Source organism: Priestia sp. TRN 1309 (assembly GCF_050846875.1).
GTDB lineage: Bacteria > Bacillota > Bacilli > Bacillales > Bacillaceae_H > Priestia > Priestia zanthoxyli.
The window spans coordinates 294,408-312,409 of the sequence record NZ_JBOZGM010000003.1 but is presented as its reverse complement, the minus strand read 5'-3'; the positions used below and the strand labels follow the sequence as shown (position 1 = coordinate 312,409).

General features: G+C 33.0%; 15 protein-coding genes. 13 read left to right on the top strand and 2 right to left on the bottom strand.

Going from position 1 to position 18,002, the window contains the following annotated elements:
• Nucleotides 1-20: 20 nt before the first annotated feature.
• Nucleotides 21-2,000 carry an NPCBM/NEW2 domain-containing protein gene (locus tag ACRPLQ_RS13830; protein ID WP_432236092.1) on the bottom strand — a complete coding sequence of 660 codons (1,980 nt, stop codon included), beginning with the start codon at nucleotides 1,998-2,000 and terminating at the stop codon, nucleotides 21-23.
• A 311-nt stretch (nucleotides 2,001-2,311) separates the two neighbouring features.
• Between ACRPLQ_RS13830 and ACRPLQ_RS13825 the strand changes: the two genes are divergently transcribed.
• Nucleotides 2,312-3,319 carry a serine O-acetyltransferase gene (locus ACRPLQ_RS13825; RefSeq protein WP_432236091.1) on the top strand — a complete coding sequence of 336 codons (1,008 nt, stop codon included), beginning with the start codon at nucleotides 2,312-2,314 and terminating at the stop codon, nucleotides 3,317-3,319.
• A 22-nt stretch (nucleotides 3,320-3,341) separates the two neighbouring features.
• Here the strand turns inward: ACRPLQ_RS13825 and ACRPLQ_RS13820 are convergent, their stop codons facing one another.
• Nucleotides 3,342-3,791: a VanZ family protein gene (locus ACRPLQ_RS13820; protein ID WP_432236090.1), complete on the bottom strand. Its 450-nt coding sequence runs from the start codon at nucleotides 3,789-3,791 to the stop codon at nucleotides 3,342-3,344.
• A 749-nt stretch (nucleotides 3,792-4,540) separates the two neighbouring features.
• Here ACRPLQ_RS13820 and galU point away from each other — a divergent pair.
• From galU to rfbA, 12 genes are all read left to right on the top strand, one after another.
• On the top strand, nucleotides 4,541-5,434 hold the full coding sequence (gene galU / locus ACRPLQ_RS13815; RefSeq protein ID WP_310878094.1) for a UTP--glucose-1-phosphate uridylyltransferase GalU: 894 nt from the start codon (nucleotides 4,541-4,543) through the stop codon (nucleotides 5,432-5,434).
• A gap of 108 nt (nucleotides 5,435-5,542) precedes the next feature.
• Nucleotides 5,543-7,363: a polysaccharide biosynthesis protein gene (locus ACRPLQ_RS13810; RefSeq protein WP_432236089.1), complete on the top strand. Its 1,821-nt coding sequence runs from the start codon at nucleotides 5,543-5,545 to the stop codon at nucleotides 7,361-7,363.
• A 61-nt stretch (nucleotides 7,364-7,424) separates the two neighbouring features.
• Nucleotides 7,425-8,045 carry an acetyltransferase gene (locus ACRPLQ_RS13805; protein WP_310878096.1) on the top strand — a complete coding sequence of 207 codons (621 nt, stop codon included), beginning with the start codon at nucleotides 7,425-7,427 and terminating at the stop codon, nucleotides 8,043-8,045.
• Between the two features lie 55 nt (nucleotides 8,046-8,100).
• Nucleotides 8,101-9,216, top strand: coding sequence for a DegT/DnrJ/EryC1/StrS family aminotransferase (locus ACRPLQ_RS13800; protein WP_432236088.1), 1,116 nt, complete (start codon nucleotides 8,101-8,103; stop codon nucleotides 9,214-9,216).
• Nucleotides 9,216-9,851 (top strand): sugar transferase, encoded by a 636-nt coding sequence (locus tag ACRPLQ_RS13795; RefSeq protein WP_432236087.1) that lies wholly within the window; start codon nucleotides 9,216-9,218, stop codon nucleotides 9,849-9,851. Before ACRPLQ_RS13800 ends, ACRPLQ_RS13795 begins: the two co-directional genes overlap by 1 nt.
• Nucleotides 9,852-10,078: 227 nt before the next feature.
• Complete coding sequence (locus tag ACRPLQ_RS13790) at nucleotides 10,079-11,161, top strand: glycosyltransferase family 4 protein (protein ID WP_432236086.1); 1,083 nt, start codon at nucleotides 10,079-10,081, stop codon at nucleotides 11,159-11,161.
• Nucleotides 11,162-11,215: 54 nt separating this feature from the next.
• A complete protein-coding gene (locus tag ACRPLQ_RS13785) occupies nucleotides 11,216-12,334 on the top strand; it encodes a glycosyltransferase (protein WP_432236085.1) in 1,119 nt (372 codons plus the stop codon).
• A 76-nt stretch (nucleotides 12,335-12,410) separates the two neighbouring features.
• Nucleotides 12,411-13,583 carry an EpsG family protein gene (locus ACRPLQ_RS13780; protein WP_432236084.1) on the top strand — a complete coding sequence of 391 codons (1,173 nt, stop codon included), beginning with the start codon at nucleotides 12,411-12,413 and terminating at the stop codon, nucleotides 13,581-13,583.
• A gap of 15 nt (nucleotides 13,584-13,598) precedes the next feature.
• On the top strand, nucleotides 13,599-14,420 hold the full coding sequence (locus ACRPLQ_RS13775) for a glycosyltransferase family 2 protein (protein WP_432236083.1): 822 nt from the start codon (nucleotides 13,599-13,601) through the stop codon (nucleotides 14,418-14,420).
• A gap of 39 nt (nucleotides 14,421-14,459) precedes the next feature.
• Nucleotides 14,460-15,533, top strand: coding sequence for a glycosyltransferase family 4 protein (locus ACRPLQ_RS13770; RefSeq protein ID WP_432236082.1), 1,074 nt, complete (start codon nucleotides 14,460-14,462; stop codon nucleotides 15,531-15,533).
• A 42-nt stretch (nucleotides 15,534-15,575) separates the two neighbouring features.
• Nucleotides 15,576-17,015, top strand: a complete 1,440-nt coding sequence (locus tag ACRPLQ_RS13765) for a lipopolysaccharide biosynthesis protein (protein WP_432236081.1) — start codon at nucleotides 15,576-15,578, stop codon at nucleotides 17,013-17,015.
• Nucleotides 17,016-17,117: 102 nt separating this feature from the next.
• Complete coding sequence (gene rfbA, locus ACRPLQ_RS13760; RefSeq protein WP_432236080.1) at nucleotides 17,118-17,996, top strand: glucose-1-phosphate thymidylyltransferase RfbA; 879 nt, start codon at nucleotides 17,118-17,120, stop codon at nucleotides 17,994-17,996.
• The last annotated feature ends 6 nt before the right edge of the window (nucleotides 17,997-18,002 follow it).

Genomic DNA, 18,002 nt, shown 5'->3' with positions numbered 1-18,002 from the left:
TCACATGTTTCGGCTTTTCTTTATTCTGCTTTATAAGCAACAGAAGTTTTAGCGCTTTCTACTTTACCTGTGCTAATCCTAGAAATCAGTACATTTCCTTTTCCAGTACCAAGCTGTTTAATAGAAATCTTGGTGTAGTTAGATGTAACAGGTTTAGATGTCGCAATCAGACTTCCTTTTGAATTATAAACTTTGATAACATCATTTTTGCTTAACGACTTTACTGTAATTAAATCGTTTTTGTTTTTATTATTTTCAATCGTTACTTGTTTGGCAGCGACAGAAGGAGATGGAACAGGTTCTGCTGCATAAGGCACAGAGACAGGATCACTTTCTAAAACGCCTGATGTTGTACGTGATACAAGGATATTTCCTTTAGCTGTCCCTAATTGTTTAATTGCTACTTTCGTATAGTTAGATGTAACAGGTTTAGATGTCGCTAATAAAGCGCCTTTAGTATTATAGACTTTAATCACATCGCCTTTAGCTAATGACTTCACTGTTACAACGTCGTTTTGGTTATAGTTATTAGCAACAGATACACGAGAAGGGGATAGTTTTGCTGATACCGGTAGCTTTTGGAATACTGCGTTACCTAACACAACGTTATGATAGCCTTTTGCCCCTTCTTTTTGCTTAACCACGATTTTAAATTCTTGTGTTTTTGAAGGGATTTGTACACCTACATTTACAATACCAGTTGATCTTGTTAGAGCTCTTGAATAAAGCACTCGATTATCTGCTAAAAGCTGAATTGTAGATGACCCGTAGTCACCTTGAAGGTACGCAGAATCCAACGATAGTTTTGCTTTAAAGTAGTTTACTCCAGCATCTGAAAGATTGTAAGTAGCGTAAGAATCACTGTAATAAACACCTTCAAAAACTAATCCTGAAGTGCCTAACGTTCCGTTTGAAAAACGAATGATTTTTCCGAACTGTGATAAATGAGTTTCCCATGCTCTGTGACTATCATTAGCACCAATTGTAGATGGCAAAGCTGTATATGGGACAGACGTGTAAGAAGAACCTGTTTTTGATACTACAGGCTGACTGAATGTCACTGCTTGCGTTCCTTTAGCACCATTAATTTGATTCACTAGAAGAGTTAAATGGTTTGTACCTTTGGGAATAGACACTTTAACTTTTTGAATCGATGTTTTAGACGTGAATTCTTTTTCATAAAGAAGGTAATCATCTGCATAAATACCTACTATTGACTTACCCCAATCACCATTCACGTATCTTGCATCAAGAGAAATAGATGTTTCTAAAGTGTTGTAGTCGTTACCTTCAATAGAGAATGTTGAATAGCTTAACCCTCCCGTGTTATACGAAGTGTCTAAAGAGAATCCATTCGTAATGAGGTTACCATTAATATCTTCTAGATCGTGGTAAGAATCCGTACTATTATAACGTTCGGAGCGAGAGTCCCCTATGGTTACAAGGGAGCTATATGAAGAGTAAGGGACACTTAAATAAGAACCACCTTTAATAAATTGGCCGTCTTGTACAACAATAAAATGTTGGCCTTTACTTCCACTTTTTTCTTTGACGACAATTGAAAAACCTTTTGTATTTTTAGGTAACTTTACATTCACGCTTACAACACCGCTACTTTTTGCCAAAGGCTTTTCGTATAGTAAACGATCATCTGCATAAAAACCAACTACAGATTTACCATAATCGCCGTTTGCATATCGAGAATCAAGAGTAACTTTTCCTTGAAAAGAAGAGTAGCCTTTTCCAGCGACGTTATAGGTTGAGTAAGCAGAATCATCATGAAGGCCTACTCCATCATTTACTGTTTTACCATATACATCAGTAAATTTTTCATCATTCCAATAAGAGGTATAAAAGCTGTGATCCGAATCTGGAGATAATGAGCTTAACCGTACACTTGAAGTTGCTGCCGAAACTTTACTAGGTAAAAAGTTACCGTACGCAGCAACTGAGAAGAGAACAATGAATGCAATCATTGTTTTTAAAACTTGTTTATTCATACTAAAGTCTCCTTAAATTAAAATATTTTACCATTTAAATATTTTAATAGTATTAAAAGGATGAAGCAATTTAATTTACTCGACAAAATATGACAAAAGAATTATTTTTGTGGATAATATATAAGAATTAAGACCTAAATAAATATAGAGCCAGAAAAAAGATTAATTTATAACGGTAACGATAAAAAAGTTTTTCTCTTCATTTTTTCTAAATTGAGATAGAATAGAAATGAAGAATTTTACCAATTGTTAGAGAGAAGAGTATTGAGCTAAAATGTTTTCATTTGGCCAAGAAATAAAAGGAGATACGAATGAAACAATCGATTAATGAGTTAACCCTTGAACTTAAAAACTTTTATCAGCTTGTAGTAACATGCCACGGAGAACACAAACATACAAAAGTGTCGTATTATTTAATCAAAGATCAAGAAGTCATTGAAAAGATCCCGTATTCTAGAAATCATTCACATACGTTTAACTTACATGAACGGGGAAGATATAGAGTGAAAGTCTTTATCCGAAATGCTGAAGGAGAACGAACAATAAAAAACAGCGAAGATTTTCGCTACAAAGATTTTGAAACAAAAGACCACCCAGTAAACCAACAAAAGATTTATTCCATCGTAGGTGTCCATCGAAACGCAGCTTTTATTAAACTATTGATGGAAAAACATAACCATATTAGAAGTTTTATTGATCCAACCAATCAATACTGCGGCCAAACTTTTTTTGATCTTCCAGTTGAAAGCCTCGAAGACATTAAAGGACAAAACGTTACGTTAATTGCGTTAGAAGCTCTTGAACTAGACGATTATCAAACTGAGAGCTATACCTTAAAAGTAAGTGAAAAAAATATACTGACAACTAACTTACATCGCTTCTTAGCAATGGATCTCTACAAGTTATCTAGAATCTTTTATGAAAATGGCCTAACAAAAGGGGCAGAATATGTAAAAGACTTCATTCGTCATAAATTCAACTCTTATATTCCATACACAGCAGAAATAGGCGAAGGGACAAAACTGGGCTACGGCGGCATTGGAGTTGTTATTCAAAAATCAGCGAAAATAGGAAGAAACTGCACCATCTCACAAAATGTAACCGTAGGATCACGGGGCAAGCAGCCGATTATTGGAGATAACGTATACATTGCTCCTGGGGCAATTTGTATTGGAGGAACGATTGGAGATAATGTGGTAGTAGGGGCCAATGCAGTAGTGACAAAAGATATTCCAAGCAATTGTGTTGTAGCGGGAGTTCCCGCTCAGATTATTAGTACGGATATGGAGAAGTACGAGAAATATGTAAAAAAAGAATAGAGGAAACGCAAAAAAAAGATCTCTAATTTCTAGAGATCTTTTTGTATCTGTAAAGTAAAAATAAAAACAGTGCACCGCCAAAGGAGTCAATAGCTACATCAATAATTCGCCCATCGCGTCCAATAATAAAAGCTTGATGCAATTCATCTAAAAAAGCAAAACAAGCGAGTAAAACCCACGCTTTTACATATCTCCACGAACTTTTTTTCAAATTCCAGTAAATTAATAGTGCTAATAAGCCGAAAAAAGAAATATGGGCAAGTTTACGTAAAATAAACTCTAAATCAAATCCGTATGTATAAGACGTATAAAATTCACTGCCAGGATGTAATACAGACCAAAGAGTGGCTTTATGATTCCAGACTGAAGCATTGCTCCAGGAGTTTGGATCCGTCACTTGAAGATGAGGCGTGTGGGAAAAATGAGAAATAGCAAGTATCATCGCAACAACACAAATTCTTTTTAGTATCATACAAAAAAATCCTTTTGTTTTTAGATTTATCTTCATATCGTAAGAGAAAAGGGATGAAAATGCAAGAAATATCCTTAAGTGTCTTTCTTCTTATATAATATTAAGATATTTTTATATAGAAATATTTATTATTCTCATTATTTGTGATAGAAGCTCTAGCAACTTACTAAATATAGAAAAAGGTAAGACTTTCAACATTTAACGACATAAAAAGGTCTTTTGGGGCGAAAATATTATCTTTTCATTCAAAAAACTTGTGATATCGCAAATTTCGACAAAAATTCTTATCCCTCTTTTCCTATTTTTGTGATAACATTAATTTTACCATTGTGTCATAAGTTATAGGTCTAATGGCTATTAATAAAAATGTACAAAAATAACTAAGAATAGATAAGATGAATGCACTATAAAAATTATTGTAGATAAACGTCCCCAACCCTTAGAAACTTGTTGAAATTAAAGACAAGTTTTTAATTTTTTCTAATACAGGATGAATATTCAAAAATAGTAATAAAATGAGCAATATATATGGTGATGTCTCCTCTACCACTATCAAAGGAGGCACTCGGCTACACTGTGGGTAGAAAAGTACCTTAGACGCGTTCGTTGTCAGGAGTGCGGTGTGAGGTGGGGTTAAATGCCCCTATTAATTTATAAGCACCTACGAATGCGCTGCAGCTACAGTTGCAGCGCATTCGTAAGTGCTTACACAATATATATAAATAGGAAGAAACGAGGAATGAATGACGATGAAAAAAATTAAAAAAGCTATTATTCCAGCTGCTGGATTGGGTACTCGGTTTTTACCCGCAACGAAAGCAATGCCAAAAGAAATGCTTCCCATCGTTGATAAACCAACTATTCAATATATCGTCGAAGAAGCGGTTCAATCAGGTATTGAAGACATCATCATCGTAACTGGAAAAGGAAAACGCGCGATTGAAGATCATTTTGATTATGCTCCAGAACTTGAAAATAATTTAGTCGAAAAAGAAAAATTCGATATTTTAGAAAAAGTGCGTCAGTCTTCAAACGTTGATATTCATTATATCCGCCAAAAAGAACCAAAAGGATTAGGTCACGCTGTATGGTGTGCGCGTAACTTTATCGGCGACGAGCCATTTGCTGTGTTGTTAGGCGATGATATTGTCCAAGCAGAAACACCTTGTCTTCGTCAATTAATGAACGAATATGAACAAACTCTTTCGTCCGTAATAGGTGTGCAAACAGTCCCTGACAATCAAACGCATCGCTACGGCATCGTCGATCCAATTTCAAACGATGGCCGTCGTCACCAAGTGAATACATTTGTAGAAAAGCCAGCCGCAGGTACAGCACCTTCAAATCTAGCTATCATGGGGCGCTATGTGTTTACACCTGAAATCTTCAAGTTTTTAGAGGAACAAGAAGTAGGGGCAGGCGGTGAAATCCAATTAACGGATGCCATTCAAAAGCTAAATGAAATTCAGCGTGTATTTGCATATGATTTTGAAGGTAAACGTTATGACGTTGGGGAGAAATTAGGGTTTATTGAAACGACGATTGAAGTTGCATTACAACATCCGGATTTAAAAGAAGATTTGTTGAGAATTATGAATAATTTAGTGGTTCAAGAAACGAAACATACAGCCATTATTAAATAAAATAGATGTTTTAAACTTTAATTTAAATATCTAATTCAAGGGTGTAACTATTATGTCCTTTTTCTAGATATTTTTCACGATAAAATTTCACATGAGGAAGGTGTCAAATTGAGCTACTCAAAACGAGTGTCATTGCTAATAGGAATGGATTCATTTATCGTCCTATTTTCAATATTTATTGGATATTATATTTTAAACCCTTACTTTAACATTTACACACTTCAAATGTTGACAATCAGTTCTTTGACTTTATTAGTAAGCCATCATGTATTTGCATTTATTTATCACTTGTACCATAAGGCTTGGGAATATGCTAGTGTGGGAGAACTTGTAGCCGTTGTAAAAGCTGTAACGTTCTCGATAGGAACGGCAGCAATTGTTCAGTTTCTAGTAAACAGTGATATATACATTCGAGTTTTATTTATCACATGGCTTTTACACATGTGCCTTATTGGAGGTTCCCGTTTTTCCTGGAGGATGGTAAGAGGGCGTCTTATTAAGTCAGTCGTAGAAAAAGAGAATGCGCTCATTGTGGGGGCAGGATCAGCTGGAACTATGCTTGTTCGTCAATTGCTAAAGCATAATGAAAGTGAACTAAAACCAATTGCTTTTGTAGATGATGATGTTGCAAAACAAAAGCTTGAGATTTTTGGAGTTACAGTGCTTGGCAAAACAGAAGATATCCCTGAGGTTGTAGAAAAAAAGGGAATTGGCCATATTATTATTGCAATACCGTCACTTAATAAACTTGAGGTTCAAAGGATTTATCAAGAGTGTAGTAAAACAAAAGCTCAAATAAAGATTATGCCGATGATAGAAGATATCATTACAGGAAAAGTATCTGTTAATCAATTTCGGGATGTACAGGTTGAAGACTTATTAGGAAGAGATCCAGTAGAGCTTGATATTCAAGGTATATCAAAGAAGTTAACTGGAAAAACAATTCTTGTAACGGGGGCTGGAGGGTCGATTGGATCAGAGATTTGCCGACAAGTCAGCAAATTCAAACCCGAAAAAATATTGCTTCTTGGTCATGGAGAAAATTCTATTTATTCTATCGATATGGAGTTAAGAAATCGATTCAAAGGTAAATTTGAAATCATTCCCATTATTGCTGATATTCAAGATCGCCAGCGGATTTTTGATGTAATGAACAAATACAGACCAGACGTGGTTTACCATGCTGCTGCTCATAAGCATGTACCTTTAATGGAATATAACCCTAAGGAAGCTGTAAAAAATAACGTAATTGGTACAAAGAACGTAGCAGAGGCTGCTGATACTTTTTCAGTAAGTAATTTCGTGCTGATTTCATCAGATAAAGCGGTTAATCCTACAAATGTTATGGGTTCTACTAAGAGAATTGCAGAAATGGTAATTCAGGAGTTAGATAAGCACAGTCAGACAAAGTTTGTAGCTGTTCGTTTTGGTAATGTTCTAGGTAGCCGTGGTAGTGTAATTCCTCTATTTAAAAAGCAAATTCAAACCGGTGGGCCTGTTACAGTTACGCATCCTGAAATGACAAGGTATTTTATGACAATTCCTGAGGCCTCCAGACTCGTTATGCAAGCCGGGACGCTTGCTCGTGGCGGAGAAATTTTTGTATTGGATATGGGTGAACCTGTTAAGATTGTAGATTTAGCAAAGAACCTGATTAAACTTTCAGGTTATACGGAAGAAGAGATTGGAATTAAGTATTCAGGCATTCGACCTGGGGAAAAAATGTATGAAGAGCTTCTAGGAAAAGATGAAGTACATGATGAGGCTATTTTTCCTAAGATATTTATTGGGAAATCCGTGGAAGTTGACTTTTCTCGAGTTTCAACGTTGGTTGATAATTACAAAGTTTACGATACAGATTATACTAGAGATTATGTGCTGAATTTAGCGAACGATCGTGAAAGTTTGCTTGTAAAAAGTATGAACTAAATTATTTCTTTATTATAGAAGTAGGTATTTCTATCTTTAATAAGGCAAGGAGTAAAATATTGTGGCTAAACTATTAATTTTAGGTGCAGGCGGTCATGGAAAAGTAGTATCTGAAATTGCTCAGCTTATGAAACATTGGGAACAGGTTGCTTTTCTAGATGATAGAGAAGATGTTTCAGAAGTATTAGGAATTCCTATAGTAGGTAAACTAGCTGATTTACCTGCCTTTAAAAAAAAATATGAATACGCCTTTGTGGCCATCGGTAGTAATAATGCGAGGGTTACATGGACAAAAAAATTAAGTGATCATGGCTTTAAAATACCAATCCTTATTCATCCTTCTAGTACAGTGAGCGCAAAAAGTTCTATAGAAGAAGGAACAGTAATAATGGCAGGAGCAGTAGTAAATCCAGATGCAAGAATCGGTAAAAGCTGTATTATTAATACAGCTTCTACGATTGACCATGACTGTCTATTACAAGATGGTGTTCATACATCTCCTGGTGCTCACCTTGGCGGCACTGTAAAAGTCGGAGAGCGGACGTGGATTTGTATTGGGGCCACTATTATAAATAATATTAACATTGGATATGATTCTGTTATAGCAGCTGGGGCAGTTGTAACTAAAGATGTACCAAGCAATGTTTTAGTAGCTGGTGTACCAGCAGTTATAAAAGAATAGTTAACAATATTCAAACAAAATAGAAGATATCTTAAGATGGAAGGAAGTCCATAATATGCAAGATAGAATTTTTCTTTCTTCTCCTCATATGAGTGAAGAAGGATATGAAATGGAATACGTGAAAGAAGCTTTTGATACAAACTGGATCGCTCCTCTTGGAGAAAATGTAAACAAGTTTGAAGAAGAGTTAGCAACTAAAGTAGGTTCTAAATCCGCAGCTGCTTTGTCTTCAGGAACAGCAGCTATCCATTTAGCTTTAAAAGCCGCAGGAGTAGAAGCAGGGGATATTGTTTTTTGTCCAACGCTTACTTTCTCAGCTACAGCAAATCCAATAATCTATCAAAATGCAACTCCTGTTTTTATTGATAGTAATGAAGAAACATGGAATATGTGTCCTGAAGCACTAGAAGAGGCTTTTATAAAGTATCCTAATGTAAAAGCTGTTATTGTTGTGCATCTTTATGGACTATCCGCTGATATGGATAGAATTACAGAGTTTTGTACAAAACATAATGTCCCGTTAATTGAGGATGCAGCTGAAAGTCTAGGAACTTATTATGAAGGAAAGCATACAGGTACTTTCGGAGACTATGGTATTTTCTCTTTTAATGGTAATAAAATTATTACAACTTCTGGTGGAGGAATGCTTGTCTCGAACAATGAAGAAAAAATCTCAAAAGTTCGTTTTTGGGCTACGCAGAGCCGCGATCAGGCAAGGCATTACCAGCACAGTGAATTAGGTTTCAATTACCGTATGAGTAATGTTGTTGCAGGAATTGGTCGAGGTCAGTTAAAGGTGTTAGATCAACGAGTAGAGAAAAAAAGAGAGATTTTCTCTTTTTATAAAGAACATTTAAGTGAACTCGAAGGAATTGAGTTTATGCCTAGCAATGAATGGGATCAACCGAACTATTGGTTAAGTAGCATAACTTTAAATGGTTCAGTAAGACCTATTGATGTCATGGAAGCATTAGAAAAAGAGAATATTGAGTCAAGACCTGTATGGAAGCCGATGCATATGCAGCCATTCTTTAAAAAATATGATTGTATTGGTAATGGAACAGCAGAAAAGTTATTTGAAAACGGTGTATGTTTACCAAGCGATACGAAAATGACTTCTGATGATTTGAAAAGAGTAGTAAATACTATTAAAAAGTTGTGGTGGGAATAATGCAAAGTTCTAATAATGGTATTTATAAAAGGTACATAAAGAGACTTATAGATATCATATTATCACTAGTTGCAATTATCTTTTTAAGTCTTTTATTTTTAACAGTAGCATTCCTTGTTCGAGTAAAATTAGGAAGTCCTGTGTTGTTTAAGCAGAAGAGACCTGGTATGAATGAAAAGATATTTCTAATGTATAAATTCCGAACAATGACAGATGAGCGAGATGAGGATGGAGAACTTTTGCCGGATGACGTACGGCTTACTAAGTTTGGAAAGTTTTTAAGATCAACGTCTCTTGATGAATTACCTGAGTTATTTAATATTTTAAAAGGTGATATGTCATTAGTTGGTCCTCGTCCATTACTCGTTCAGTATTTACCTTTATACAACGAATATCAAAAACGTCGTCATGAGGTAAGACCGGGCTTATCTGGATTAGCTCAGGTGAACGGTAGGAATGCAATTAGCTGGGAGGATAAGTTTAATTTAGACGTAAAATATGTAGGGAATATAAGTCTTCTATTAGATATTAAAATTATATTTCTTACAATCAAGAAAGTTTTCATCCGTGAAGGTATTAATTCAGAGACTGCAGCAACAATTGAGCCTTTTGAAGGTACAAGAAGTAATGACTAATATATTAACAATTGCTCCTGCAGTGAAGTAGTTCTGTTGATAATGAAATCTATATTCATCACCTTTAATTTTATCAGATAGATGATTTTTTGAGTAAAGGGATATATTGTATAAGATTACTATTAACCAAACCTTTAAAAGAATAAGCAACTATTATTAATATAATAGTTAAAAATATAATTTGAACTTAGAGTTAGGTTAAAGTTTTAGCAAGGAGTTCATAAGAGATGAAAAGAGTTTTAATATTAGCTAATAATGATGTGGGGTTATATAAGTTCAGGAAAGAATTAATTGAGGAGCTTATAAAAGAATATAAAGTCTACATTTCCCTACCTGACGGAGATTATATAAGAAACTTTAAGGAAATGGGCTGTGAGTTTATAAATACCCCTATAAGTAGAAGAGGAACTAATCCGGTAACTGATTTTAAGTTAATGTCACATTATAAGAAGGTTATAAACAAGGTTCAACCTGATATTATTTTAACTTACACAATTAAACCAAACATATACGGTGGAATAGTATGCAGAATAAGTAGAGTTCCCTATATTGTGAATATAACTGGTTTAGGAACTGCAGTGGAAAATGGCGGATTACTTCAAAAAATTACCCTTCTTTTATACAGATTATCATTAAAGAAATCCAAATGTGTTTTCTTTCAGAATGAAGAAAATAAAAAATTCATTAGCGACAAGGTCTATATCAGTAATCAACGATTAATACCAGGGTCGGGAGTCAACCTGGAATATTATTCGTTGTTAGACTATCCCAAAGATGAAATTATTAACTTTTTATTCGTGGCTCGTGTGATGAAGGAAAAAGGGATTGATCAATATTTAGATGCTGCAGCTGTGATTAGAGAGAAGTATCCCAAAACAAGATTTCATATTCTTGGTTTTTGTGAACAAGATTATGAAGATAAGCTTAAGGAATTACAAAGTAAAGGAATTATTGAATATCATGGTATGCAAAGTGATGTCCGAAAGTTTTATGAGAAATCACACTGTACAGTCCATCCTACTTATTATCCAGAGGGAATGTCTAATGTTTTACTTGAAAGTTCAGGATGTGGAAGACCAATAATTACTACAAATAGAAGTGGATGTAGAGAAGTAGTGGACGATGGCATAAATGGTTATATTGTTGAAGAGCAAAATAGTGAAGATCTTATAAATAAAATAGAGAAATTTTTAGCCTTGACCTATGAAGAAAAGAAACAAATGGGAATAGCAGGAAGGGCTAAAATGAAAAAAAGTTTTAATAGAAGCATTGTGGTAGATGCATACTTGGATGAAATGAGAAAAATTTAATCAGAATACAGTATGTAAAGTTCTAAACTTAGATTTTAGAGGAGAACAAATTGGATGGAAAATAGAAAGCGAGTCTCAATATATGTTCGTAACAAAGATATAACTCCTTCAAGTTATTATAGAATAATACAGTATGCAAAAAACTTTGAGGGAGATATAAAAATTAGAAATATTGCTCCAACAAAATTGTATAAAAAACATTTAAATTCTGCTATGACTACTAAAATCAATAGAGTTATACTGGCACTTTTATACTATATATGTATGTTGACGCGTGTCACATATTATTTGTTAATAGATATGAAGGAAAAGCCCAACTATATAATTGTATCTAAAACCTTTTGTCCAAGATATACACCATTTTTCCTTAGTGCACTCATAAGGAAAGTAACAGCAAATTCTATTTTATATTGGGATTTTGATGATTATATATTTGAAAGTGGTGAAATTTCTTCAAAGCAAGCCTCCATACTAAAGGAAAATAGTAAAGCAATTGTTGTAACAAGTGATTTCTTAAAATCAAAAATAAATGATGAATACCATGATAAAGTTATATTATTACCAACTACTGACGGTGATATGCAAGGGTTTGATAAGAAAGCTTTAAGAGATCTACGTCATTCTACTTTTAAAGATGAAATTAGGTTAGTATGGGTAGCAACGGCAGGAAACATACCTCATCTAATGAAAATAATAAAGGTTTTAGATGAAGCAGCTTTTAAGGTGAAAAGTAAATATCATAAGAAGCTAATATTAACTGTAGTTTGTAACCAACCTCTCGATACACAAGTAAAGTATCTAATTATAAATAACATTGTATGGACGAGAGATAGAGCAAAGAAAGAAATCTATAATTCTCATATTGGCATTATGCCTTTGATTTTTAAGGAGTATGCATTAGGAAAAGGTGGCTTCAAATTAGTCCAATACATCTCAACTGGCTTACCAGTTATTGCTTCAAAAGTAGGATTTAATCAAGAGGTTGTTAATCAAGATTGTGGAGTACTTGTGGAAGATAAAAATGCAAATGATAATTGGATAGATGCTATTATGCAAATAGCAGCAAACCTTGATACATGGGAAAATTATAGCGATAATGCCTCCAAGCAGTGGAACGAAAAATTTTCCTATAATAATAACCTTATGGTCTGGAACAATTTGCTTAATATGTAACGAGTTTTTAATCTTTTGTATAGCATTTAATTCATTATTTAAAATGCATGTATTGTAATAATCTAAGGAGATAAACATGGCATCTGGTATAGAATTAAACACTTTAGAGTCATATAGCGTATATTTTTTAAGTATATTTCTAGCTACTTTTTTTGCTTATCTTAGTGATAAATTTTCCTACAAAAACAAGATTGGAAATTATAAAGTTAACAAAGCTTTCTACATATTGTCCTTTCTCTCCTTATTTCTCCCTGTCGGGTTAAGAGGGTTTGGAGTTGATTATGGAACATATTTAAATATGTATGCCAATGTAAATTTATTGGGTGATAACTATTTTTCCCAATATACAGGAATGCCTGAACCTTTTTTTGCTATATTAAATTATGTGATAGCTCACACATTAAACAATTTTCAGTTTGTACTTATGTTCAGTGCCTTTCTCTCATTATTTTTCGTTTATCTAAATCTGAGTAGATATGTAAAAAAAGTAAGTATGGCTATGTATATTTGGTCTTATAGCTTTACTTATTATCTTTTGCTATATGGATTAGTGAGAATGTCAATAGCTATAGGAGTAACAGTCTTTGCTTATAAGTATCTGGAAACAAGAAATTTTAAAAAGTATTTGTTCTGGTGTATTATGGCGTCACTTTTCCATTATTCTGCATTAATTATGATACCTCTCTATTTATTGGTGAACCCTATATCCAAAAATGCTAGCAGGGACGATAAAAAACAGCTTGATTTATTTAAATTTGTGTTATTAATTATATTTATAATTCCAGTTTTATTTATTATAGTTCAAAAGTTTTTCCCTCTATTATTTGGTGGATTTTCTTGGTTTTCTAGATATAGTACATACTTTGAAATAGAAGGAAATTGGAGAGTTATTAATAATATCGTGTGTATGGCACCCCTATTTATCATTGTGTTAATTTGGAATAAATATTTTAATATATCAATTTATCGAAGCAACCTATACATAAAGTTATTCTTGGTGATAATTGGAATTGGTATTACAAGTGTAGTTTTCCCTATACACCGAGTTGCTTACTATTTATACCCTGCTGCTTGTTATTTATATGCCTCAGTATGGAAGCTTCCCTTTGAACAATCGAGGAGAAAATATACTATTGTACTCTATAATTATCTTATTTTTATTTTTGGGTTAGGATGGATCTATTTATCAATATTTCAAAGTGATTTATGGAAACCTTACTTGATACCATATTATCTAAATTTACCTTAAGAAGGATGTATGAAAATGATTGCTGCTGGAATAGTTTTATATAACCCAGAGATTGATTTATTAAGTAAAAATATTGATGCAATAATTTCACAAGTTGACTTGTTAATACTTGTAGATAATGCTTCGTCAAATATATCTTTAGTTAAAGATTTGTATAATAAATCGCCGAAGATTCTTATAATACAGAACGAAACCAATAAGGGAATAGCTTATGCTTTAAACCAAATTATACATGCGTGCGAGGAGAGAAATTACCCATGGGTATTAACTTTAGATCAAGATTCCACATGTGCAAATAATCTCATGGAAACTTACATGAAATATGTGAATGTTAATAATATAGGAATTTTATGTCCTAGAATAGTGGATAGAAATTATTTAGTGGAAGAAAATTACAGCAAACCAGAGATAGAGTACATTGAAACATGTATTACCTCAGGTTCATTTATGAATGTTAATATATGTAAAGAAATAGGATACTATGACGAAAATATGTTTATTGACCTTGTAGATTTTGAATATTGTGTTAGAGTGCAAAAAGCAGGATTTAAGATCGCTAGACTAAATAGTGCAATACTATTTCATAGACTGGGAGAATTAAAAGTAGTCAATTTTTTCGGGAAGAAAATTAGAGTCACTAATCACTCTGCAAATAGAGTATATTATTATGCCCGCAATTCTATATATTACTTAAAGAAACATAAGGACTATTTAAGTAGATATAGAGTATATAGTAATTTATTAAAGAAAATAACTAAAGTTTTAATATTTGAAAAAGAAAAAAATAGTAAGTTGAAATCTTTTATTTTAGGTATAAGAGATAGTAACTATATGTAATTTTTTAAGGGAGCAACTCTGCTAATTTGGAGGATATATATGAATATTTGTTTTTGTTTACCAGGCATCTCACATCGCCCAGTTGGTGGAGTGAAAATAGTATTTGAATATAGTAACCGTCTTGTAGAAAAAGGTCATAATGTAAGTATAGTATTTAATTGTAAGGATACTTTTAAAAAGTATAATCTACCTAATAACTTTAGAGAGTATTTGTGTAGATATATAGTGAAAAGAAGCCCTAAATGGTTTGAGCTTAACAAAAAAGTTAAGAAAATCTGTGCATTTGGAATAGATCATAATACCATACCTGATGCAGACATAATAGTTGCTACTGCTATAACAACTGCGAAAGACGTTTACGACTTAAATCAGAAAAAAGGTAAAAAAGCATACCTTATACAAGATTTTGAAAACTGGGATAACACAGATTCTGATGTCTATAATACTTATCAGTTCAATATGCATAATATAGTTATTTCAAAATGGTTAAAAGATATAGTGGATAAAAAGAGTGATTATCCAAGTACTTATATTCCAAATGGCATAGATTTTAGTGTGTTTGGGATAGATACTCCTATAAAGGAGAGAAATCCCTATTCAATTTCAATGTTATATCACAAAAGTGAGCATAAGGGATCAAAATATGGAATTGAAGTAATCACAGAACTCAAGAAACAATTCCCTGAGCTAAAAGCTAATTTATTTGGAGTACCTCAAAGGCCAAAAGATTTACCAAGCTGGATAAACTACACAAGAAGTGCTACTCAAGAGCAGTTGAGAGATATATATAATGAATCATCTATTTTTTTATGCTCAACTGTTAAAGAGGGGTTTGGCCTTACTGGAGCTGAAAGCATGGCATGTGGATGTGCTCTAGTTTCTACCTCATATAAAGGAGTACTTGAATACGCTGAGGATGGGAAAAATGCACTGCTTTCCACACCAAAAGATACAAAATCTCTAGTTAAGCAAGTTAAAAGGCTAATTTGTGACAATAATCTTAGATGGAAAATTGCTAATGAAGGAAAAGAAAATATCACAAAACTCTCATGGGACAATTCCGTTAATGCATTTGAGAGAGAATTAGAGAAGGTTCTCAATAAGAATTTATGAGCTCGTTCTGCAAATTATTGTCTAGATTAGGAGAGTTTATTTGTGAAAATCAGTAAAAAAGGAAAACATAAGAGTAAAGTATTTTCTTTTCTTGAAAACTTTACATTTTCTTTTGTTTCAAACTTGTTGTCATTATTAGTTTCTATTATTACCATATTAATTGTTCCAAAATTTCTAGGTGTAACCCAATATGGTTATTGGCAATTGTATCTCTTATATATTTCATATACGGGGGTTATGCAACTTGGTTGGTGTGATGGAGTATATTTAAGATATGGAGGCGCCAAATATGAGGATTTAAATAAGAGACTTATTAGTTCTCAGTTCTGGTACATATCTATTTTTTATATTCTATTTTCGCTACTACTATATGTCCCTATATTTAGTTTAAAAGAATTTTTAAATGTACAAATGGTCTTATGGGCACTAGTATCTGGGTTTATTACTACTCCTAGGGGAATTCTATATTATGTATTACAAGCCACGAATCGTATTAAAGAGTTTGCTAAGATATCAATAATAGATCGTGTAGTATTTGGCATAATTTTAGTCGCTTTATTATTAATGGGTTTCAAAGATTACCATATAGTAATTGCTTCAGATTTAGTAGGGAAATTATTCGCTTTTGGATTGTCAGTATATTACTGCAAAGACATGGTTTTTGTAAAATTGTCAAATGTTTATGAGAGTATAACAGAAGCTAAGGAAAATTTAAATGCTGGATTTAAATTGATGGTATCCAATATAGCTAGCATTCTAATTATAGGTATTGTTAGATTTAATATTGAGCGCAATTGGGGAGTTGAGGTATTTGGAAAAATTTCTTTAACTCTAAGTGTTTCGAACTTAGTTATGGTATTCATTAATGCCATTTCTATTATATTGTTCCCAATGCTCCGAAGGGTATCTAATCAACAATTACCTTATATATACAGAGATATACGCACTTTGTTAATGGTGCCCATTCTTTTTATGTTGGTAATTTATTATCCACTTAAAGAACTACTATTATTATGGTTACCTCACTATAAAGAGGGGATAGAATATCTTGCTTTATTATTCCCCTTAATAGTTTATGAAAGTAAGATGGCACTGTTGATAAATACCTATTTGAAGTCTTTGAGAAAAGAAAAAGTTATGTTAATAATTAATACATTTACTGTTTTTCTAAGTTTATTAACATGTTTTACCACAGTTTATTTAATAAATAGTATAGATATAACAATTTTGTCAATTGTTGCACTGTTAGCCATTCGGTGTGTGTTAGCAGAGCTGTATATTGCCAAAGTATTGAATATACATGTCATTAAGGATATTACTTTTGAATTGTTACTAAACACTGTATTTATCATATCTAGTTGGATAATAGGCGGAGGAATAGGTTTGTGTCTATATATAATAGTAGTAATCATCTACTTTTTCCTGAAGAGGAAAGATATAATAAATACATTTTCATCATTAAAATCATTATTAAGTAAATAACAAATTTTCCATTTTAATCTGTAACGATTTCATAAAAAAGGTTAATTGTAAAATTAGTTTATAGATAATAATTTAGCTTATTTGAAAGGAGTTATATGTTCTATGAAAGGAATTATTTTAGCAGGTGGTAGTGGAACACGCTTATATCCTTTAACAATGGTAACTAGCAAACAACTATTACCAATTTACGACAAACCAATGATTTATTACCCATTAACAACCCTGATGCTAGCAGGTATTAAAGAAATATTAATCATTTCAACTCCGGAAGATACTCAACGGTTTAAAGACTTACTAGGGGATGGTTCACAGTTTGGAATAAGATTAGAGTACAAAGTGCAGCCTAGCCCAGATGGCTTAGCACAGGCCTTCTTAATTGGAGAGGAATTCATCGGAGAAGATTCTGTTGCAATGATATTAGGAGACAATATTTACTATGGAAGTGGGATGAGGAAAATCCTTCAGAATGCGGCCAAGAAGGAAAGTGGAGCTACAGTTTTTGGTTATCATGTACAGGATCCTGAGAGATTTGGTGTGGTAGAGTTCAATAATGAGGGCAAGGTAATCAGCGTTGAAGAGAAACCAGCGATACCTAAATCAAATTATGCTATTACCGGTCTGTATTTCTATGATAATAGAGTAATTGAAATTGCTAAAAGTGTTAAACCCTCTGCACGTGGTGAACTAGAGATTACAGCGGTAAATGAGGCATATCTAGAGCTAGGTGAACTTGAAGTAGAACTATTAGGCCGTGGGTTTACTTGGTTAGATACTGGGACACATCAAAGTTTAACTGAGGCAACGAATTTTGTTAAGACTGTCGAAGAGCATCAGGGGGTAAAGATTGCAGCTCCCGAGGAAGTAGCTTTTATTAATGGGTGGATTACTAAGGAGAAGCTATGGGAATGTGGAGAAAAGCTTAGCAAAACTGGTTACGGCCAATATTTAATGAAAGTAGCAAATGGTGAAATAAAATATTAACATATG

Coding starts and splice junctions, on each gene's coding strand:
- ACRPLQ_RS13770 (WP_432236082.1), top strand. CDS start 14,460: ATGAATATTTGTTTTTGTTTACCAGGCATCTCACATCGCCCAGTTGGT.
- ACRPLQ_RS13780 (WP_432236084.1), top strand. CDS start 12,411: ATGGCATCTGGTATAGAATTAAACACTTTAGAGTCATATAGCGTATAT.
- ACRPLQ_RS13785 (WP_432236085.1), top strand. CDS start 11,216: ATGGAAAATAGAAAGCGAGTCTCAATATATGTTCGTAACAAAGATATA.
- rfbA (WP_432236080.1), top strand. CDS start 17,118: ATGAAAGGAATTATTTTAGCAGGTGGTAGTGGAACACGCTTATATCCT.
- ACRPLQ_RS13795 (WP_432236087.1), top strand. CDS start 9,216: ATGCAAAGTTCTAATAATGGTATTTATAAAAGGTACATAAAGAGACTT.
- ACRPLQ_RS13775 (WP_432236083.1), top strand. CDS start 13,599: ATGATTGCTGCTGGAATAGTTTTATATAACCCAGAGATTGATTTATTA.
- ACRPLQ_RS13790 (WP_432236086.1), top strand. CDS start 10,079: ATGAAAAGAGTTTTAATATTAGCTAATAATGATGTGGGGTTATATAAG.
- ACRPLQ_RS13830 (WP_432236092.1), bottom strand. CDS start 2,000: ATGAATAAACAAGTTTTAAAAACAATGATTGCATTCATTGTTCTCTTC.
- galU (WP_310878094.1), top strand. CDS start 4,541: ATGAAAAAAATTAAAAAAGCTATTATTCCAGCTGCTGGATTGGGTACT.
- ACRPLQ_RS13820 (WP_432236090.1), bottom strand. CDS start 3,791: ATGATACTAAAAAGAATTTGTGTTGTTGCGATGATACTTGCTATTTCT.
- ACRPLQ_RS13825 (WP_432236091.1), top strand. CDS start 2,312: ATGAAACAATCGATTAATGAGTTAACCCTTGAACTTAAAAACTTTTAT.
- ACRPLQ_RS13800 (WP_432236088.1), top strand. CDS start 8,101: ATGCAAGATAGAATTTTTCTTTCTTCTCCTCATATGAGTGAAGAAGGA.